The organism is Aphanizomenon sp. UHCC 0183 (genome assembly GCF_009712065.1).
GTDB classification, from domain to species: domain Bacteria; phylum Cyanobacteriota; class Cyanobacteriia; order Cyanobacteriales; family Nostocaceae; genus Dolichospermum; species Dolichospermum heterosporum.
Window position 1 is genome coordinate 1 of record NZ_VILC01000046.1, and the last position, 20219, is coordinate 20219.

The following is a 20219-nucleotide window of genomic DNA, read 5'->3' on the forward strand; positions in this document are numbered from 1 at the left end:
TTTGTGTCCGCCCAAAGATTAAAACGGACTGTGAGAGACTTCGGTAATTTAGTTCCTGATTTAGTAGTAGAAATTAAATCAAAAACTGATAGAGTTGCTAAATTAGAAGATAAACTTAAATTATTTTTAGAATTAGGCGCAAAAGTAGGAATTTTAATCAATCCTGATGAATTAACTGTTACTGTTTATCGTCCTAATGGTAAAATCACATTATTAACAGAAGATGATAAATTAACCGTAACTGAATTATTTCCTGGTTGGGAAATTGCTATTTCTGAATTATGGCCACCTGTGTTTGAATAGATGTTTATATAGAACTCATATTGGATTTTTGAAAAAAATCAGGTATTGTAGGGTGCGTCAGACTGCATAAATTATATTAATAAACAGATTTGTAATATCTGACGCACCCTACGTATCTGAACAACGAGATCCCCGACTTCTTAGAGAAGTCGGGGATCTGACTCTATTCAGCAAGCGACAAAGTTAGTTAAAATAATCAACTAACCCCAAAACAGAAACAAGCCGAAAACTCATGGCAGATCAAATGCAGTGGACAAATGCCCTATCAACTCGTCCTTCCTTAGAAGCGGCTATTAACGATGTTGTAGAACAAGCTGTGGCATCTTTAACAGCACCAGCGGATTTAGGGCTGGTATTCATTTCTTCTGCTTTTATGAGTGAGTATTCCCGACTTTTGCCTTTATTGGCGGAAAAACTTTCTGTACCTATACTAATTGGTTGTAGTGCTGGGGGTGTAATCGGCAGAAAACAAGCTGGAGAAACGGAAGAAATAGAAGCAGAACCAGCCCTGAGTTTAACTTTAGCCCATCTTCCCGGTGTCGAAATCCAACCTTTTCATATTGTGGCGGAAGAATTGCCAGATTCCGATAGTTCCCCGACTGCTTGGATTGATTTAGTAGGTGTATCACCTTCAGTAGTCCCTCAATTTATCCTCTTGTCTAGTCCCTTTGCTTCGGGAACAAATGATTTGTTGCAGGGGTTAGATTTTGCTTATCCAGGTTCGGTGGTGGTGGGAGGACAAGCCAGCAGCGGCTTTATGAATGGTCGTGTGGGCTTATTTTGTAATGATAAGTTATATCGGGAAGGGACGGTAGGCATCGCTTTAAGTGGCAATATCGTCTTAGATACTATTGTAGCCCAAGGGTGTCGTCCCATTGGTGAACCGTTGCAAGTAACGAAGGCGGAACGGAATATTATTTTAGAGTTAGATGAAAAAGTACCTTTGATGGTGTTGCGAAATTTAATTAGTAGTTTGACTGAAGAAGAAAGGACTTTGGCGCAACATTCTTTGTTTGTGGGTTTAGCAATGGATGAATTTCGGCTAAATTTACATTCGGGGGATTTTTTAATTCGCAATGTTTTGGGAGTAGATCCTAATGCTGGGGCGATCGCAATTGGCGATCGCATTCGTGCCGGTCAAAGGTTACAATTTCATTTGAGGGATGCCGAAGCTTCTGCCGAAGATTTAGAAATTTTACTCCAAGAATATCAAAGTGAAAATGCCGGACAACCTTCTCCTGTAGGTGCTTTGATGTTCACCTGTTTAGGACGAGGAACAGAACTGTATGGCCAACCTAATTTCGATTCTCAACTATTTAGCCGTTACATCCAGGACATCCCAATGGGTGGCTTTTTCTGCGGTGGTGAAATTGGTCCAGTCAGCGGCAGAACTTTCCTCCATGGTTATACTTCCGTCTTCGCCATTTGTCGTTCTTTAAGGGAACAGGGAACAGGGAACAGGGAACAGGGAATAGGGAATAGGGAATAGAAATTTTCTTGCCTCTTGCCTCTTGCCTCTTGCCTCTTGCCTTTTCCTACTTCCCAATTAAAAGCGTACTATGATTATCAATTAAAGCCGTATTACCATCATTAACCGCACTATATTCTTCAATGTAACGACGGACATGAATAGGAAAATGTGGATATTCTAACATAGCATCACCATCAGCAATAGTTGCCCAAAAATCCCGTAAACCAGGAGCTAGGGTTTGTGCCTGTGCTAGTGGTAAACTCAAGGGAGGTAAGGTCAATAATTTGAGAACAAAGGGATAAGAGCGATCGCCCATCCATTGCCGTGATAATGTTTGTAAATTGGGAAAATCTGGAACTGATTCCACACGATGAGAAACAACTTGTAACGATTCATTACCCAATTCATCGCGGTTAAATTCTAATACCCGATAAGGATGAGGATAGCTGACTAAGGAACCAGTCGTAATATCATATATTCCTTCTGCACAAGCCACATCTTGAACGTGCAAATGTCCTGTAAATACTAACTTAATTCCATAGCGTTGTAATAATGTCCGCAGTTCTGGAGCATTTTCCAGCATATAACGATTTGCCATCGGATGATTTGATTGATTAGGTAAATGTTCAACCACGTTGTGATGAATCATAACTAAAACCAATTCATCATCAATCTCTGCTAACTGCTGTTCTAACCATTGGAATTGCTGACTATCCAACCGTCCTATTTGCTGACCTTGATCATCAAATGAGTTAGAATTAAGACCAATTAACCTCACCCCTGGAAATATCTGCTGATTGTAATAATGTTGTTGAGGATTTTCATAACCAAATTTTTGGTAGAAATAGGGAAAATCTGCAAAGCTAATTGATTGTTGATTGGCGATTAAAACAGGGACATCATGATTACCAGGAATAACATAAGATGGAAAAGGTAACTGTGATAACCTGTTTTGTAACCAACTGTGATTCGCTGATTCACCATGTTGGGTTAAGTCTCCAGGGATCAACAAAAAATCTAAATCTAATTGGGTTAAATGTTCTAATACACTATCAAAAGCCGGAATACTCACTTCCACCAAATGAAACCGACTAGGGTGATCCCAGATTGTTTCAGGAAGCGCAATGTGTAAGTCGCTAACGATAGCAAAACGAAAATTGAGTTTCATTGATTTTAAGAAAATGTTAAAAATAAAGTTGCAAAGATTCTTTTTCTCAAAGTATAACTCTTACTATGTATACCTGTGCAGGAATATTTAGACTTAATAATATTTGTATACATTTGTTTAAAATTGTTGTTTTTTAGGAGCGTAAATTTTGTCACCTGTTCGAGTTCGTCAGCACGTAAACCCCCTGGCAAGTAAATTCCAAACCCCAACCGCTTCTCCAGAATGGGAAAAGATTTATATCCAACAAAACCTACCTCTACATTTAGATATCGGTTGTGCTAGAGGTAGATTTGTCCTCAAAATGGCACAAGTAGAACCAAATTGGAATTTTTTAGGGTTAGAAATCCGAGAACCCCTAGTAGTAGAAGCAAATAGAATCCGCGATGAAATGGGTTTAACCAATCTGCATTATTTGTTTGCAAATGTGAATAATTCCCTCATTTCCTTATTATCAACTTTACCTCAAGATAGCTTACAAAAAGTTACAATTCAATTTCCTGATCCCTGGTTTAAAAATCGCCATGCGAAACGTCGGGTAGTCCAACCGGAATTAGTCACAGAATTAGCGAAATATTTAGCAGTGGGTGGTGTTGTTTTTCTGCAATCTGATATAGAATTTGTAGCAGTGGAAATGTGCGATCGCTTTCATGAACATCCTGCATTTGAGAAGCTAGGAACAACAACATGGTTAGCCCAAAATCCTCTCCCTGTCCCCACAGAACGGGAAATAGCCACTCAAAACAAAGGTGAACCAGTATATAGGGCTTTATTTACAAAGAAAACTGAAATTTTAGAGCCTGGGGTAAATGAGCAATCGTACAGAAACTTACGCTCAGGCTGTAACCCTTGCTAGATTAAGCTAAACACGATTAGACTTGTTTGAGTATATATATAATCATCCCTTGAAACCGTGTTTAAAAGTGATAAATTACTAACTTTTGTTTTAATGGGTGATATAGTTGATTAACTGGTTAAACACCAAACCGACTTAATCCAACTCAAAAGCCACTAATGTAGATAAAATTAACGGCTCTTCGGGACTTACTATGCTAGATTAGCCCATCAAATTGTAAAATCCTTACCATATAAGGACTTTAGGTTGATCCATCGGTTGATTTAACATAAGTGTGGCACCAAAACCCATGAAATCCTTTATTTATAAAGGTTTTGGAGTAAATAAATTCATATTTGGCATAACAAGTGCCGAAGAGCCAAATTAACTTATCTATGGAGTTTTATGGCTTCTAAAATCTCAGGAGGCGAAAATGGTTCCTTTACACCTAGAAAAATTAAAAAGCAATACTCCCTTCACTGTACCCAATGCTTTGAAAAATTTCTTTGGGTTTATTGTTGAAAAAATACGCCCAGAATTAGCAGAAGTTAGAAAATTAATTGAAAAACTAGAAGCTTTACCCAATGTTCAAGCGGCTAGGGGAATACGCAACAAAAATGGTGATTCACGTAAGATAATATTTGAAATACTAGCTACCGTGAATCCTAGTGAAAGAATAGACCTTCTAACGGAAGCTACTGATTTTGCAGTTGAAACAGAATGGAAGATGGATGCCCTTACTAAGAGTAGAAATTGGCATCTTGAGGTTCAAGTAGTTAGAAAGTTTAGGGAGGATAAAAAAAATCAAATAATTATTTTCAACAATGACAGAACCAAGTATTTATCTCCTGCAAGCTCAAGCTAACGAAGAAAGCGCAAAGATAGCCCAAAAGGATTTTCCTGAATGGGCTATTATTATGTATTTTTATGCAGCTTTGCATCTAATAAATGATTATGCTCTTGAAGTAAATCAGATAGATCTACTAAAAGTAGATGAGGATTCAAAAATATCACAGCATTCTCTTAGAAGAGAATATGTGAAAACTATCAGTAATTATATTAATTGTAAGGATTTACAAGCAAATTATGATTTTCTTTTTAATGAAAGTTTACTAGCTAGATATTTAGTAAATAGAAACGACATTTTAGAATGTAGTGCTAGAGAGTATTATAGCCAATACACTGATAAAGATTTTTTAAAAATCCGTGATAAATTAGAACAAATTAAAATACGATTAGAACAAGCGCAGAAAAAACACAAAGCGGGTAAAAGCAGTAAAAAATAATTAGTTATTTGGCGTTAGCCATAGGGTACAGGATGTAAATTCAAAGCCAGATAGCAAGCCAGTTTTACTCCTGACTCCTGCTATGTCTTTCAACTAACGAATTAAACCAGCCCGTTGAAAGATAGTATGAGGAGTGATTTCTAATCCTGGTAATATTTCATGACTAATCATTTGATTTTCTCGAAAAGTCACAGGCAGAGAAGATACTGTAAAGACAGTAATAGTTTGAGAGATTGTATCTACTATCCAAACTAATAGAATCCCTGCTTGTAGATAATAAGTAGCTTTATCAATCATGTCTCCAAAAGTTTGACCAGGAGAAATAATTTCGATTACTAATTCTGGGATAACAGGACAAGCCTCATCTTCAAGCCAGTCAGCAGCAAGACGGTGATAGGAAACATAAGTTAAATCGGGAACGGGTATCCAACTTGTTTGATTTTTGGTTAATTTGATTCCCCATTCCACAACAACACGACCTTGATCTTGCGCCCATGTAGATAATAGTATAAATAATGCTCCTGTGGTTGAGCCATGAAAGAATTTAGGAGACATTTGCTCATTTTTATATTTAGGTACAGCTTCCCCGTCAACCAACTCATAAGTAGTATCATTTTCGGGAAGTGCGAGAAATTCTTCGACAGTAAGCTGATTTTTTAGTTGAGTCATAGTTAGCTTGCAGGGATTAATCTTCCCGCCTTTTATGATAACTAAATTTGGGGATTTTTAGGTGAGAATCGGGTTGGGGAAACCTGGGCGGGGAAGCCCCGCCCTGAATGATACTGTATCAAGAAACTATCCTTGAGACATAAATTAAGCACCACGTCTTAGGGATGCTTCTACTTGCTTGAATTCAGCATCCAGACGTTTTTTCAGCTTTTCAGGAACGGGACGATTAGGATAAGAACTGTAATGTCCTGCAAGGGAATTGAGGGCTGTTCGCATGGTGGTAAAAGAGTTAAGAGCCAAAACAGAAGTATTCCGTTGGTAGCGAGCCGAAAAGTCATTGATTTTTTGACGGGCTTCTGCTTCAAGTTCGGCTTTATTTGGAGAATCTTGAGATAATTCTAGGGTTTGTCTCAACGTATTGACTACAGTTAAGGTATCTTGACGATAATCCCCGGTTAAACTATCTGGACTACCACCACAGCCAACTAAACCGATAACTAAAACTAAAACTAGAGAAAGCAAACGCGACCAATAGCTTTTCATAAGCATTAAGTAAAAAAGAACAAGTAAATCAAAATCCATCCTATCTTGAATCGGTATATGGGGAATAGGTCAGTTGTCTCGTTCCCATACTCTGTATGGGGAATAAATTCTATAAGGCTCTGCCTTTTCAATAATACTATGAGGCAGAGCCTCTATGATTGCATTCCCAGTCAGAGACTGGGAACGAGATAATTACCCATTACCCATTAGCCGATATAAAGTATCCCGTTGTTGATAGGGTCTTTTCAAAGAAGTTATTGCATTTTGTAAAGTTTCTACTTCCATGCAAGTACCACCCACAGCCCCAGCCATTGTGGTAATATGTTCTTCCATTAATGTGCCACCGATATCATTACAACCCCAATTTAAGGCTGCTGTAGCACCATCTAGTCCCAGCTTTACCCAGCTTGGTTGGTGATTGGGGATGTAATTTCCCAGATAAATTCTGGCTACAGCGGTTAGTAATAGGGAATCAGCGAGAACTGGTTGGTCTCTTCCTACCTTTTTGCGTAGGGATTTGGGGGCTTCTTGACCAACGAAGGGTAAGACAATAAATTCGGTAATTCTTGCAGGATAGCCTTTTTCTATGGCTGTTTGTTGGAGCGATCGCAATTTTTCTAAATGGACAATTTGCTGTTCTGGGGTTTCAATATGTCCAGACAATATGGTACTCGTAGTGGGTACACCTAATTGATGGGCTGTACTGACAATTTCTAGCCAAGTGGCTGTATCAATTTTTTCTGGACACAGTACCCGTCTGACTTCATCATCTAGCACTTCTGCGGCTGTTCCGGGCATAGAACCGACACCAGCATCTCGCAAAGCTATAATCACATCAGTATAGGAAATTCCATCTAATCTGGCGATAAATTGGACTTCTTGGGGGGAAAAAGCGTGTAAATGGAGGTGAGGAAATTCGTCCTTAATGGTTTTTACCAGTTTGAGATAATAGGGTAAAGACTTACCATTAATTTGCGCTTGTGGGTGTAATCCCCCTTGCATACATATTTCCGTTGCTCCTCGACGCACTGCATCTGTAGCTTTTTCTAAAATCTGCGCCGAACTTAACCAATAAGCATCGGAATCACCATCATCCCGGCGAAATGCACAAAAACTGCAATGTTGCTCACAAATGTTAGTAAAATTAATATTACGATTAATTATGTAAGTAACAGTATTACCAACTTGTTTCTGACGAAGTTGATTTGCTGTAGACTGAATTTGAGCGATCGCCTGTGGGTCAGTTTGTTTTAGTAAAAATACTCCATCATTAGGGGATATATTATCCTCTGCCAAAGCCGATTGCAGAATAGACTCAAAAGTTATAGTAGTCACAGGTGATTAAATATAAGTAGGTTGGCGTTGAAAATTGTTGTTATGGCAAGGCAAGAGTAAAGAAGTTTTCAGCGATTTTATGTTTCTTGACACAGTTTGGTTTTATTGTGTTCACCTACTTAAACAACTCGTTTAATTTCATAATAAATTGAAATTTGTAACTTTTAAATGTTATTTAACTGATAAACACCATTGTTCTAGAGAATCTTTGTTAACAGATTATAAATCGAGACTAAGTAGTGAGACAGAATTAATTACACAATGTCATTGCGTAAGCGTTGCGTGGCGTTAGCCATGTGGAACGAAGTGAAATTAAGCAATCACAACCCTTGCGATTGCTTCCCTTCGCTCGCAATGACTGTAAATATTTTTGTCCAATTACTTACACAGACGAAATCTTTCTCCGCTGGTTAATATTAAGGCGTATTGAGTTTTGTAAGCACAAAGCACAGACTGCGCCAACAAAAATCAAATGGGAGTCTTGTACAATTATAATCCATTAAGTTTTTTAAATACTTTTTTGACAACACAATTTTTGGTAAACTAGAATCGGGAGGATATTAAGTAATATCGCTTATTTTTTATATGTATAAAAAGTCCCATTTATACTTTTATGGCTGATAATATAATGTTCATTGATAGCTTGTAGAATATTTATTCTCAAGAGATCCAAAGATTTGAATTGAACAGATGAATGTTTACCGAATTTCTTTTCTAACCCATCAGTGATATATTTTACAACCATTATATGAATTTTCTGAATTGGTGATTTTTCAATATTTAAATTATTCTCATTTAACCCTAGATTTAAATAGTCATTATCCAGAAGAATTGTCCTAAAGTATCCTGTGTTTATTTTTTCTAAAAAGCTATTTTTATTATTTTTTCCAGTTGCTATCATTTGTCCTCCGTTAAATGAATCATATTCAAAGGACTTTCCAGAAAGATAGCAGATGAAGATGCTATTATGTATACACAATACAGAACCATCTTGCTGTGCCAAAAAAGAGGCATCTATACGATTCATCTGTTCTTCTTTTGCCAGATCAGGTAAATGGATAATTTGGTGAATACTATCTATAATCATTATCCGTGTAGACATTATGATACTCAAGCTAATAACTAGGGGGAAAATTTTTGCCAATTTACTTTTGGAATCTAGATAAGAAAGAATTACACCTAGCAATATAGAAAGACTAATAAATGTATCGAAATAGATATTAATATTAGTCCCTAACCCTCCAGAAAAATAGATGCCTGTACTAATAGATATAACTAAATATAGAGCAGTAATTCTGAGTTGTAAATGTCTGGCAGCATAAGTTATACCGATAATTGCGAGAATAAACGGAATAAATAACTTGCTTAATAGCAAATCTACACTATTTACAATCTGTGGAATACTATATACACGGCTACCAGTAAGCATTACTTCATGAATAAAATTGCTACCAGATATATTGATACTAATTAAAATAAAACCGCTGGTAATCAAGCCTAAGTAAATCAGCCATTTGAAAAAATCTGGACGTGAAATCAAAAAAAGTTCGATAGTTATAGCCAATGGTAAGGCAATTAAATTGTGTTTTATAAAAATACCCACTGCCATTAGTGCTGCCACTATCAATAAATGATATTTTATTTTAATAGGTCGTAAATAAATTAATAATGCTAATATAATTGGTAAATGCCCTAATAGTTGAGGGTCATTCATGCCTATATAAACTTGAGCCATTGTCGTGAATAAACTTAGGCAAAATATTCCCGATAAAACAGCATAATGAAGGTTTTTAATTAAAATATTAACTATAAAAACTACCATTGTTATTATTAATAACAAAGATAATAACGATAAATATCTTCCTGCCAAAATAGGATTATGGATTAATTTACTAAAACCGCTGACAATATAGAAAGAAAATGGAGGATAGTTAACTGGAGTCCATTGTTGTTGCAAGTTATAAAGTAATTCTCCTGAATTTACTCTAGTCAGATGGTATGCATTCCAAGCCTCATTATAATTTATAAAAATTCCTGAGAAACTTATGCGGTAAATAGGGTAAAAAATCAATAACAATGTTATTATTGATAGTAATCCAATACTTAACCAATAGTTAACTTGTGAAGCTAGAATTTTCTTTAAATATAAATTCATATTCAAATAAAATTATTATAAATTTTTCAGAGAACTAGTTTTTGTGTGAACGTCAATAACATACCATTATATCTTTATCAAGATTATATGCAACATAAATATTTTCACATTGTAGTTATTCACTCCCCCCTCTAAAATTATCGAAACCCTTGACCTCTCGTTAAGGATAGGGGGGGAGTGTGAGAGTGTGAACAGTTATTTCACATTTTGATCTGGAATGACTTTATCTTTCACAAACCATGACTATTTTTATACTCAAAACGGTTGGGACATGGACTTTTGCCAAATGACAAAGAACCCAAGTCATCTCATTCCCAGTCTCTGGCTGGGAATAAATTCTAGAAGGCTCTGCCTTCAATAATATTAGAGGCAGAGCCTCATCAACTACATTCCTAGTCAGAGACTAGGAACGAGATGTGGTAGGGATTTGAGATTAAGTTGACACCATTAAGCTTTTGCTTTACCCCTTGTATCGTAATAAGGAGAGGGAAAAAGAATAATATTTAATATTAAAATTTATCCATTGTTTCTATATGCCAAAAGTATTGTACTCTATGGAGAGTTAACCTTTATAGGCGATTTAGAAAGTTAAAATTTACTACTGATTTTATGACCATCAACTCATCTAATTCTTTATTAGCAGTTCCTATTGGTACATTGATGATTGCTGAATTTACACCCAAAGAAACAGCCGAAAACAATGCCATTTTCCTATCTTTAGTAATTCCCACGTATCAAGAGTGTGACAATATCGAAAATGTGGTCAATATATTAAGTGGGTTATTGGATAAAGCTATTCCTGGTAATTATGAACTCATTATAGTAGATGATGATAGCCCTGACCGAACTTGGGAAGTGGCACAATCTCTGATTCCAGATTATCCCCAATTACGGGTCATGCGTCGTCAAGAAGAGAGAGGACTATCCTCAGCAGTAATACGTGGCTGGCAAGCGGCTAGAGGGCGTGTATTGGGCGTAATTGATGGCGATTTGCAGCATCCTCCAGAAGTATTAACACAACTGTTGCAAAAAATAGAAGCGGGGGCTGATTTAGCATTAGCTAGTCGTCATATAGACGGTGGTGGTGTGAGTAGTTGGAGTGTAATTAGACGCTTTTTATCCCGTGGAGCGCAAGTGCTAGGATTGGTGATTTTACCGGGAGTTTTAGGGAGAGTTAGTGACCCAATGAGTGGTTATTTTATGGTACGACGAAGTGCGATCGCTAATACCACACTTAATCCTATAGGGTATAAAATTCTTTTAGAAGTCATTGGTCGGGGACAGGTAGGAGAAATTGCTGAAGCCGGTTATGTATTCCGCGAACGCACAGAAGGAGAAAGCAAAGTGACGTGGAAACAATATGTAGACTATATTCAACACTTAATCAGATTACGGTTATCTACTGGGAGAATAGGAAAAATTAGTCAAAAAGTCAACTTTCCCATTGGGCGATTTCTCAGATTTGGTGCAGTGGGATTTAGTGGCGTATTTGTAGATTTAACCATATTTCACATTATGCGTACCGTAATTAATTTGGGTTTAACTCGCAGTACAATCTTATCTGCCGAAGTAGCAATTCTCAATAATTTCCTCTGGAATGATTTGTGGACATTTGGGGATATTTCCCGGAAACAGACAGGAAAGCGCCAGCGTTTCAAAAGATTCCTGAAATTCAATATGGTCTGTTTAGCAGGGATAATCATCCAAACATTAGTAGTCAATTTCCTATTCAATAGCTTAGGTATGAACCAGTATATAGCTAAATTAATAGCGATCGCAGTAGCCACAATTTGGAACTTCTGGGTTAACCTAAAACTAAGCTGGCGAGTCACAGAAGTAAAATAATTTTTGGGAGTCAGGAGTCAGGAGTCAGGAGAAAAAGAAGAAGAAGAAGAAGAAGAAAAGATCTTCTATTCTGAATCCTTGAAATCCATTCATCTGCGTTTATCCGCGTTCATCTGCGTTTAATTATTAATATTAGGTCTTTTCTTCTGATTAAATAAACCCGACATACTCATACCTGTCACCAATAAACCAATTAATCCAAAACCATTCAAAATCGGATAAATTGCCTGTAAATGAAAAATTTCCCCAGTATGAATTTCCAACATCAATCGAGAAGAAAGTCCAATATTAATCGGCCATTCCTTAACAACAGTAGCTAACATTCCCGTTAAAACAGTTAATAAAAGTGGGACACAAACAATAATGCCAATAACACGATGATATTTACGAAATGCTTTTTTCACAGTAATCCTCCAAAGATTTTTAAACGCAGATAAACGCAGATAAACGCGGATGAATTAAGAGATTAGTATTACCTTTGCGCCTTTGCGCCTTTGCGTGAGACATATTATTATCTACGTCGCCAAACCTTCAATCCTTCAAACCACAAAATACTCAATACCCCAGAAGTGAGACTAACTAATAAATCATCAAAATGAAGAAAAGAGAACCGGAATAAATGACGTAACACAGGAACATAAAGCACCAAACCCATAAACACCACAGCACCAGCCAACACCCACCAAAGTGCCGCATTAGGAGTGCGTAACATTTCGGGAATAGTCCGCGACCAAGAACGATTACTCAAAATCATACTCAAATTCGAGACAATTAGGGTAGTAAAAGCCAAAGCACGGGCATCAAATTCTCCATGTCCAGAATAAAAAGCCACAGCAAATACAAGCAGTAACACCACTAGCACACTTATCCCTTGCAGCAGTGCTAACCTCAAAGTTCGACGACTGAATAAGGACTCTCTGGGATTACGGGGTGGACGGTTCATGATATTGCTTTCTTCTGGTTCAGCCTCAAATACTACAGTACAGGCAGGGTCAATAATTAAATGCAGAAAAGCAATGTGGATAGGCAATAATACCAGCGGCCAATGAAATATTACCGGAATCAAGGACATTCCCGCAATGGGGATATGCACCGCCAAAGTATAAGCCATCCCTTTTTTCAGGTTATCAAATACTCGCCGTCCTAGCCTCACAGATTGGACAATGGCAGAAAAATCATCATCTAGCAAAACTAAATCCGCAGATTCACGGGCGACATCTGTTCCCCTTTCACCCATAGCAATACCGATATTTGCAGCTTTCAAAGCTGGGGCATCATTCACACCATCTCCAGTCATAGCCACGATTTCACCGCAGCGTTTGAGGGCATTCACAATTAGTAATTTTTGTTCGGGAACAACCCGCGCAAAGATATTCACAGTTTGAATGCGAGATAGTAACTCCCCTTCTGGCATTGTTTCCAGTTCTGACCCGGTAATTACTTCTGTGGCAGGTTTTAGACCGATTTGGCGGGCAATATTTTGGGCTGTGGCGGGATAATCCCCTGTAATCATCACTACCCGTATACCAGCAGTGTAGCATTCGGCAATGGCTGGGGCAACAGTTGGGCGCACAGGGTCAGCCATGCCTAGCAGTCCCAAAAAGGCAAATTCAAAGTCGTGCTGGGCTTCAGGAAGAGATTTGAGGGTTTTGTTCTTTTGATGTTGGCCAATAACTTTGGCTACACCTAAAACACGCAAACCCGCGATCGCCATTTTATTAATCTGCTGTTCCAAATCTTGCCTTTGTTGGGTGTTAAAATGACAAAGATCAGCGATCGCTTCCGGCGCTCCTTTGGTAGCAACTACTAATTTATCTTCTGGAGATTGCCACACACAAGACATGGCTAATAATTCACCTGTAAGGGGATATTCTCGCAGGATTTCCCAATCTTGATGTAAATGTTCTGTTCTAGCTAAATAGTCATCACCCACTTGTTTGAGGGCTTTTTCCATGGGGTCGAAAGGGTCTTTGCGACTGGCTAAAATCCCAAATTCGATTAATTCATGAAAAGTTTCCGGCAGGGCTTCCCGTTCATGGAGGGCGACATCGTAAAATTGCGGTGTTAATGTTGTGGGCTGATACACAAATAATTGCTGAACTGACATCCGGTTAAAAGTCAGCGTTCCAGTTTTATCTACACAAAGAACAGTCGCAGAACCCAGTGTTTCTACTACAGGAACACGCCGAGTTAAAACCCTAGCCTGGGAAAATCTCCAAGCCCCCAAAGCCAGGAAAATTGCCAAGACCACAGGAATTTCATTGGGCAAAATTGCCATCGCCAGTGCCAAACCTGCTAAAATTCCTTGTAGCCAATCGTTCCTTGTTGCACCGTAAATAACGATTACAGCTACACAAATAGCGATCGCTACAAAGGTCAATTTACTGACAATTTTTCGAGTTTCCCGTTGCAAAACCGTGTCTTCGGATTCGACAGTTTGCAAGGCTTTACCAATTTTACCCATTTCCGTCTGCATACCTGTGGCATAGACTTGGGCAATTCCCTGACCTTGAACTACTAACGTTCCCGAATAGACAAAAGGTAGATCTTCACCACCAGGACGATGCTGTGTGGCGGTTCTCATCGTATTTTCTAAATCGGTGGTATCCTGTTTGCGAACGGGTAAAGATTCCCCAGTTAACAAAGACTCATCAACGCTCAAATGGGTAGACCACATCACCACAGCATCAACAGGAACTCTATCACCCTCTGACAAAACAATCACATCTTCTCGAACTACTTCCCGTCCAGCAATTCGTTGACGTTTGCCATCACGAATAACTAATGCGCGTGGACTAGAAAGATCCCGTAATGCTTCCAGAGATTTTTCTGTTTTTTGTTCTTGGTATAAGTTGATGCCAACAATGAAAAAGATGAACCCTAGTAAAATTAAAGCTTCCTGGGCATCACCCAAAAACAGGTAAATGATACCACATCCTAATAACAGGAGAAAAATCGGCTCTTGGAAGATTTCTAGGGCAATTTCCCAGATTTGGCGATGTTGGGTAGATGGTAGCTCATTATATCCTTCTTGTTGGAGGCGATCGCTTGCTGCTGACACAGATAGCCCCGTAATAGATTGGAGTTCGATTTTATGAGTCATGATAAAAGTTTTGTTTGAGTGGTTACATATCGTGTAAACTACATATATATAGCGATCACCAAAAAATCCCCAAAATTTATCTTAAAAATCTCTTAAAACTGTTATTCTGAGCAGAGCGTTCCCACTCATAGGCTTACGACACCAATACCAGTATCCGCCACTTCCATAACTACAAAATCATCCCATTTAACGATTTTTATCCTGACCAGACCATCATTAGACTGATATTGCAAAGTATTTCCCAGTAAATTGTCCAGTTGCACTTTCCGAGTTCTTGACATTTGCTGTTTTATCTAGGAAATATTAGCGGTACAAATCAAAATATCCATTAGGAGTTGACAATGAAGAATTTCCAACCAATGTTAATTATTGCAAGTATTAGCTTACTGACTTTAGTAGGTTGTAACAATCCCGAACAAGCTTCCACAGAAACTACTCCAGCAGCAACTTCCAATTCCACAGAACAAGTCCCAGGACAAAAATCCACAACAAGTAATGCAGGTTTACTTGCTGTAGTCTCAAAAACAAAAACCGCAGTTACATCTGGCAACTTTGTTCAAGCTAAAAAAGAATTTGACAAGTTTGAAGATGCTTGGAAAGAAGTAGAAGATGGCATTAAAGCTAAATCTCGTGATAATTATGAAGTTGTCGAAAAAAGCATGGATGAGATTTCAGACGAACTCAAAGCTGCTAAACCCCAAAAAGACAAATTATCAGCATCATTACAGTCATTAGAAAAAACTATCAATGCTATTCCCAAATCCTAATTAGGGCTTGCTTAAACAGTCTTTTCGTGAATGACAGAAATCAGAATTAAACGCAGATGAACACAGATAATTTTGTACATCATTAGACTAGGAAATGCTATGTACCAACTTTATGTAAGCTTGCACAGAATAATAATCATCCTCATTCATCTGCGTTTATCGGCGTGCATCTGCGTTTAATTATTATCGAAATCCTATTTTAGTCAGCTTCATATTAACTTAGTATGAGTAGTTTGCATATAACGATAAATTGCCGTAATATTTCGAGCATCATCAATACCTCTATGATGTGTACCCTGTAATTCCATTCCCAAACGTTCCAAAGCTTGTGCCATACCAAACTTATGAGACACACCCAAATATTCTGAAAATTCCGTTTTGATATTTCTGTGTTCTGCACCAAAAGGATAAGGAAGATGATGAAATTTGCAATCTTGTAAAAATTGCGATTTATCATAATTTCCCCAAGAACAAAATATATGATCAGGAAATAAATTCATCCAATCAGTTAATTTTGACATCACTTCTGGAAAACTCTGTGCTGCGTCAACTTGTTGCTGAGAAATACTGGTTAATTCTGTACAAAAAGTTGTAAGTTGTGGATTTCGCACAGGTTTAATAAATTGTTGAAACTCAGAATCAATTTCCCAGGTTTGGCGATTTAACATCACCGCACCAATTTCAATAATTTCCATTTGATGACGGGGAATACTTTTTTGATTACAACAAGTAGCCTCAAGATCAATTATTAAAAAATAGTTATTCATTAGCAATTGATAATTGGTAATAGGTAATTGGTAATTGGTAATTGGTAATTGGTAATTGGTAATAAAATACTTGTTTTCATCCTGTACATCCTTTCATCCTGGATATTATCTCGACTATCGCTCGATAACCACCTGATCCTGACAATTCATGAAAAAGGTTTCAACCATTTTCTTAAAATAGCAGTATCCAGAGCAAAAGCCGCTAGGACAAACCATAATATACTTTCTCCTGCTAAGATTAAAAAAGGCAAAACCGAATTATTTAGATGCCAACCAACTTCTATTTGAGTTAAACCCCGCACTAAACCAAAAGCCCAAATACCCCCAGTTTTGAGGTGAGGATTGGCATCTACACGGATAATATAACGATAGGTGACACCAAATAGAAAACCAGAAAACCCGGCTATGACACCATTTAATAACATCTGTAAATTTACTATATCAATTTTATCATAAGTAACTATTGGAAAATACTTATCTAGCCACAAAACATTAATAAAGCTGGTACTAAGAAAAGCTAAACCTAAAGATATGCTACCAATTACTCCCGCTTTCAGGGATTCTAACCGTTCTGCCATTAATTCCATAATTTTTCTAACTCTCCTATCAATCTAGTTAATGAATCCACTGCATTTTCCCAGTATGATGGATATTAGAGCCGTTTTGTAATTATTTGAAAAGTAGAACTATGATTTTGACACTGGGTTGGGTATCGCTCTTAGTTGTGTTTACTTGGTCTATTTCTATGGTAGTTTGGGGACGCAACGGACTATAGAGGCATCGTGGAAAGTCCATTTTTGGGTATTTTAGCCTTATTTGGGGCGCTGCTGCTAGTAGGAGTTACTGGTGGTGTTGTTTATCTAACATTATCAGATTGGCGCGATCGCCGTCGTCTCGAAGACGAAACCCGCGAAGCCCGACGTAGCACTAGCAAGCGAAAATGATTCTATTGCAGCATATATATAGCTGTATTTTGCGTTAAAAAGTGTTTATGTAGGGATAATAACTATTTCTATCCCTACATAAATTATACTTATATACAAGCAAATTTATCTATGAGAATGTAGATAGACAATGGGTTTCGGCGTGATCAACCAAAATAAGCGATCGCACCTGAGTTCGGTGTTACAGCAAATTGTCATCAAACCCGGAACAAGAACCCCACCCCCAACCCCCTCCCCGCAAGCGATGAGGGGGCTAAGATGTACCTTATATGATTGGAAATCGCTGTAGGAGTTCGGAGTTTCTCCTTCGGAGACGCTACGCGAACAGAGTTATGATTTTTTCAACGAGATCATAAGGGTTTGAGACTCATATTTGGGGCAGTTTTCCAAAAATTATCTTATGTCGAACTCAGGTGATCGCAGTTTTACCGAAGATCTTACCCAACTTTATTCATTATTTCTTTGCGTCTCTGCGTCTCTGCGTGAAATGAAATTCAAGAAATATAGAAAAAAATATACCTGTTTATAGCCAGAAACTACAAACAAGTACAATCAAAAATAACAGTAGTTTATTAAAAAAACAAAATTATTAGTCGTTATCCCACTCTTCGCGTCCGATTAAATCACCGATGCGATCGCGCAGTAAAAAATCACATTTCTCTAATTCACATTCTACACAAACCCACTCTCTAGCCGGGATAAACTGGCAAAGTGTATATATTGGCTGTTGACGACCAACCATTCCCCTTTCCACCAGTCGGCGTGCTTCGTCCTGAATAACATTCAGAGAGTAGTAATTGTAATTGATAGAAGGCACCGTATTCACAGTCATGGTTTTTTTCTCACAAAATTACATCAAAAATACATTTAGATAGCGTTCCCATTATGCATGAGGAACAAACATGGCAATAATTAAACTTGTGTCCAGGGTTTTGTAGTTTGCTATACGGAACTATTATCATTTTGACGCTATACACCTCCAAATTATCTAAAGAAATGTTAAGTTTGTCAACAAAGGATGACATTCATGGTATTTCAACTTCATATTACTAAGATAACAGCAGTTAAGTTTACTAATCAAACCTAGATATTTACATTTTTAACATTAACTTGTATTAAAATTATTAAAATCATACTAGATTTGCTTTAGCGTTAACTTTATCAGTATATATAAGTCTATGATTTTTGACCTCTATCCTAAGATATAAAATTTGCAATACCCGGAACTCTCTAAAAATAGGGAATCAAGGCATTCCCTATTATCTCCACCTAGAGTGCTTTAACTAGCAACAAGTTCCAGATTTATTTATATTTTGGTTAACTTTGCATTAATAAATCATTCAGCCATCTCTTCTACTACCTCATCCACACTTGCTGATGCTCGTTGTTGCTCCAGTTGGTTTAATAAACTCAGCACCTTAGTACCTCGTTCTATAGAACGATCTTCCACAAAGATCACTTCTGGAGTCCGTCTTAATCTGACTCTAGCCCCCAATTCACTGCGAACGTAACCCGTAGCTGACTTTAAACCAGCCATTGTTTCCGTTTTCGCTTCCTCCGTTCCATAAATACTCACAAAGATGGTAGCGTGTTGTAGATCCCCAGAAACATCCACATCGGTAACACTGACCATTCCCGTACCCACACGGTCATCCTTAATACCGTTGAGTAGCATTTGGCTAACTTCCCGTTTAATTAATTCAGCAACGCGGGAAACGCGGCGATTTGTAGCCATATAAATTCCGCCTTCTCACAGAGGTTTAATAACATGATTCTAAACGTAAATGAAAGTGGACGGTGCTTGACGTGATAAAATCAACACCAACAGTCCAATAAACTCAACTCTTTCCTGGCTTTTGGTTTACATTGAACTCAATCCCAGCATAGCCCGCACGGTAAGCGTTACGAAAAAAAGACCACCAGTAAACAAGCCTAAAATAGCCATCAGCGTCACAGGACGTTTTAATAATGGAAACAGCGGCTCAAGGGTGTTTAGAAAAATACCCAAGACGATACTAACTAAATACCGAGGGTAGCGAAAGACGTTATCCCAAAATCCATCAAACATTTGAATTTAGACTGCCTTATTATAGACTTTATTGATTAGTTAGTTTTTAGTTTAATCGTAAGTAGATGGTAAGTCAAATCCCTAAACAAACTTACCCACGACCATTTTTAAAGTGGGCTGGGGGTAAAACTAGATTGATTTCGCAATATAAAGACTATTTTCCCCAGCATTACCAGACTTACTATGAACCATTTTTAGGGGGTGGAGCAGTTTTTTTCCATTTGCAACCATCTCATGCAGTTTTAACTGATATTAATGCAGATTTAGTTATTACTTATCGGTGCGTTAGAGACAATCTTGAAGAATTAATAACTTTACTGCAAGCACATCAGCAAAGACATAATTCAGAGTATTACTATGATGTCAGAAATTATCATAATGGGACAGATTTAACAAAAGCGGCTCGGTTTATTTATCTGAATAAGACTTGTTTTAATGGGCTGTACCGGGTTAATTCTCAAGGAAAATTTAATGTCCCTGTAGGTAAATATAAAAATCCTGGTATTTGTCAAGAAGAAGTTTTGCGAGTCGCATCGTTAGCACTCCAGAAAGTAGAAATCAAACAAGCAAATTTTGAAGAAGTGTTGAATTATGCAACTGGTACTAATGACTTTGTTTATTTTGATCCTCCCTATTATCCTCTAAATAAAACTAGCAATTTTACAGCTTATAGTAATTTCTGTTTCGACGAGAATCAACAAATAAAACTCAGAGATATTTTTATTGAATTAGCTGATAAAGGTGTAAAAGTTATGTTATCTAATTCTGATTGTCCATTGATTCGTGACCTTTATAGTGATTTTAATGTTCACACCATATCAGCAGCAAGGTAAATTAATTCTAATGCCCAGAAGCGAGGGAAAATAACTGAAGTATTAGTAACTTCTTATAGGAAATTGTAGAAATCGTAGGTTGGGTAGAACGAAGTGAAACCCAACATTATAACATCTATAGGAATCCGGT

Annotated in this window: 22 protein-coding genes and 1 pseudogene; 10 read left to right on the top strand and 13 right to left on the bottom strand. The window is 37.5% G+C overall.

The features are described from left to right. Both FJR37_RS16090 and FJR37_RS16095 read left to right on the top strand, forming a co-directional pair. A partial coding sequence (locus tag FJR37_RS16090; protein WP_168466510.1) for a Uma2 family endonuclease occupies positions 1 to 303 on the top strand: 303 nt, incomplete at its 5' end. Between the two features lie 232 nt (positions 304 to 535). Continuing rightward, positions 536 to 1792 (top strand): FIST N-terminal domain-containing protein, encoded by a 1257-nt coding sequence (locus FJR37_RS16095; protein ID WP_168466511.1) that lies wholly within the window; start codon positions 536 to 538, stop codon positions 1790 to 1792. 46 nt (positions 1793 to 1838) lie between these two features. Here FJR37_RS16095 and FJR37_RS16100 read toward each other — a convergent pair whose 3' ends face one another. Then, positions 1839 to 2942: a metallophosphoesterase gene (locus tag FJR37_RS16100; protein ID WP_168466512.1), complete on the bottom strand. Its 1104-nt coding sequence runs from the start codon at positions 2940 to 2942 to the stop codon at positions 1839 to 1841. Positions 2943 to 3090: 148 nt separating this feature from the next. Between FJR37_RS16100 and trmB the strand changes: the two genes are divergently transcribed. The 3 genes from trmB (at position 3091) to FJR37_RS16115 (ending at position 5060) form a co-directional block, all read left to right on the top strand. Beyond that, on the top strand, positions 3091 to 3795 hold the full coding sequence (gene trmB / locus FJR37_RS16105; protein ID WP_168466513.1) for a tRNA (guanosine(46)-N7)-methyltransferase TrmB: 705 nt from the start codon (positions 3091 to 3093) through the stop codon (positions 3793 to 3795). Positions 3796 to 4207: 412 nt separating this feature from the next. Continuing rightward, complete coding sequence (locus tag FJR37_RS16110; protein ID WP_168466514.1) at positions 4208 to 4639, top strand: hypothetical protein; 432 nt, start codon at positions 4208 to 4210, stop codon at positions 4637 to 4639. Next, complete coding sequence (locus FJR37_RS16115; protein WP_168466515.1) at positions 4599 to 5060, top strand: hypothetical protein; 462 nt, start codon at positions 4599 to 4601, stop codon at positions 5058 to 5060. Before FJR37_RS16110 ends, FJR37_RS16115 begins: the two co-directional genes overlap by 41 nt. Before the next feature lie 93 nt (positions 5061 to 5153). On the opposite strand, the gene FJR37_RS16120 is transcribed toward FJR37_RS16115, so the two are convergent. The 4 genes from FJR37_RS16120 to FJR37_RS16135 form a co-directional block, all read right to left on the bottom strand. Further along, the gene (locus FJR37_RS16120) at positions 5154 to 5729 is read right to left on the bottom strand and encodes a Uma2 family endonuclease (RefSeq protein ID WP_039204034.1); all 576 of its coding nucleotides are present in this window, start codon (positions 5727 to 5729) and stop codon (positions 5154 to 5156) included. Between the two features lie 144 nt (positions 5730 to 5873). Continuing rightward, the gene (gene psb27 / locus FJR37_RS16125) at positions 5874 to 6278 is read right to left on the bottom strand and encodes a photosystem II protein Psb27 (RefSeq protein ID WP_174763437.1); all 405 of its coding nucleotides are present in this window, start codon (positions 6276 to 6278) and stop codon (positions 5874 to 5876) included. Between the two features lie 186 nt (positions 6279 to 6464). Next, positions 6465 to 7607, bottom strand: coding sequence for a 7,8-didemethyl-8-hydroxy-5-deazariboflavin synthase subunit CofH (cofH, locus tag FJR37_RS16130; protein WP_168466517.1), 1143 nt, complete (start codon positions 7605 to 7607; stop codon positions 6465 to 6467). 574 nt (positions 7608 to 8181) lie between these two features. Then, on the bottom strand, positions 8182 to 9762 hold the full coding sequence (locus tag FJR37_RS16135; protein WP_168466518.1) for a glycosyltransferase family 39 protein: 1581 nt from the start codon (positions 9760 to 9762) through the stop codon (positions 8182 to 8184). Positions 9763 to 10371: 609 nt separating this feature from the next. On the opposite strand from FJR37_RS16135, the gene FJR37_RS16140 reads away from it, so the two are divergent. After that, positions 10372 to 11607, top strand: a complete 1236-nt coding sequence (locus FJR37_RS16140; RefSeq protein ID WP_168466519.1) for a glycosyltransferase — start codon at positions 10372 to 10374, stop codon at positions 11605 to 11607. A 119-nt stretch (positions 11608 to 11726) separates the two neighbouring features. On the opposite strand, the gene FJR37_RS16145 is transcribed toward FJR37_RS16140, so the two are convergent. The 3 genes from FJR37_RS16145 to FJR37_RS16155 all read right to left on the bottom strand — a co-directional run bounded on the left by FJR37_RS16145 (position 11727) and on the right by FJR37_RS16155 (position 14991). Then, positions 11727 to 12011, bottom strand: a complete 285-nt coding sequence (locus FJR37_RS16145) for a peptidase (RefSeq protein WP_039201457.1) — start codon at positions 12009 to 12011, stop codon at positions 11727 to 11729. Between the two features lie 107 nt (positions 12012 to 12118). Next, the gene (locus tag FJR37_RS16150) at positions 12119 to 14710 is read right to left on the bottom strand and encodes a cation-translocating P-type ATPase (protein WP_168466520.1); all 2592 of its coding nucleotides are present in this window, start codon (positions 14708 to 14710) and stop codon (positions 12119 to 12121) included. Between the two features lie 125 nt (positions 14711 to 14835). Continuing rightward, positions 14836 to 14991 carry an ATP-binding protein gene (locus FJR37_RS16155; RefSeq protein WP_168466521.1) on the bottom strand — a complete coding sequence of 52 codons (156 nt, stop codon included), beginning with the start codon at positions 14989 to 14991 and terminating at the stop codon, positions 14836 to 14838. Positions 14992 to 15051: 60 nt separating this feature from the next. Between FJR37_RS16155 and FJR37_RS16160 the strand changes: the two genes are divergently transcribed. Then, positions 15052 to 15477, top strand: a complete 426-nt coding sequence (locus FJR37_RS16160) for a DUF4363 domain-containing protein (RefSeq protein WP_168466522.1) — start codon at positions 15052 to 15054, stop codon at positions 15475 to 15477. A gap of 209 nt (positions 15478 to 15686) precedes the next feature. Here FJR37_RS16160 and FJR37_RS16165 read toward each other — a convergent pair whose 3' ends face one another. Together FJR37_RS16165 and FJR37_RS16170 are read right to left on the bottom strand one after the other, a co-directional pair. Continuing rightward, a complete protein-coding gene (locus tag FJR37_RS16165; RefSeq protein ID WP_168466523.1) occupies positions 15687 to 16244 on the bottom strand; it encodes a 3'-5' exonuclease in 558 nt (185 codons plus the stop codon). A 146-nt stretch (positions 16245 to 16390) separates the two neighbouring features. Beyond that, positions 16391 to 16831: a hypothetical protein gene (locus FJR37_RS16170; protein WP_168466524.1), complete on the bottom strand. Its 441-nt coding sequence runs from the start codon at positions 16829 to 16831 to the stop codon at positions 16391 to 16393. Between the two features lie 101 nt (positions 16832 to 16932). On the opposite strand from FJR37_RS16170, the gene petN reads away from it, so the two are divergent. Next, positions 16933 to 17019 carry a cytochrome b6-f complex subunit PetN gene (gene petN, locus FJR37_RS16175; RefSeq protein ID WP_013189847.1) on the top strand — a complete coding sequence of 29 codons (87 nt, stop codon included), beginning with the start codon at positions 16933 to 16935 and terminating at the stop codon, positions 17017 to 17019. A gap of 7 nt (positions 17020 to 17026) precedes the next feature. Beyond that, positions 17027 to 17188 carry a hypothetical protein gene (locus tag FJR37_RS16180; protein WP_168466525.1) on the top strand — a complete coding sequence of 54 codons (162 nt, stop codon included), beginning with the start codon at positions 17027 to 17029 and terminating at the stop codon, positions 17186 to 17188. A 589-nt stretch (positions 17189 to 17777) separates the two neighbouring features. On the opposite strand, the gene FJR37_RS16185 is transcribed toward FJR37_RS16180, so the two are convergent. From FJR37_RS16185 to FJR37_RS16195, 3 genes are all read right to left on the bottom strand, one after another. Beyond that, entirely contained in the window at positions 17778 to 18020 is a 243-nt protein-coding gene (locus FJR37_RS16185; protein ID WP_028091717.1) for a DUF4327 family protein, read from the bottom strand. 504 nt (positions 18021 to 18524) lie between these two features. Further along, positions 18525 to 18923 carry a 30S ribosome-binding factor RbfA gene (gene rbfA / locus FJR37_RS16190; RefSeq protein ID WP_039201470.1) on the bottom strand — a complete coding sequence of 133 codons (399 nt, stop codon included), beginning with the start codon at positions 18921 to 18923 and terminating at the stop codon, positions 18525 to 18527. Positions 18924 to 19049: 126 nt separating this feature from the next. Next, positions 19050 to 19256 (bottom strand): DUF751 family protein, encoded by a 207-nt coding sequence (locus tag FJR37_RS16195; RefSeq protein ID WP_072033605.1) that lies wholly within the window; start codon positions 19254 to 19256, stop codon positions 19050 to 19052. A gap of 65 nt (positions 19257 to 19321) precedes the next feature. Between FJR37_RS16195 and FJR37_RS16200 the strand changes: the two are divergent. Further along, positions 19322 to 20086, top strand: a pseudogene (locus tag FJR37_RS16200) (DNA adenine methylase); the annotation flags it as partial. Positions 20087 to 20219 lie beyond the last annotated feature (133 nt).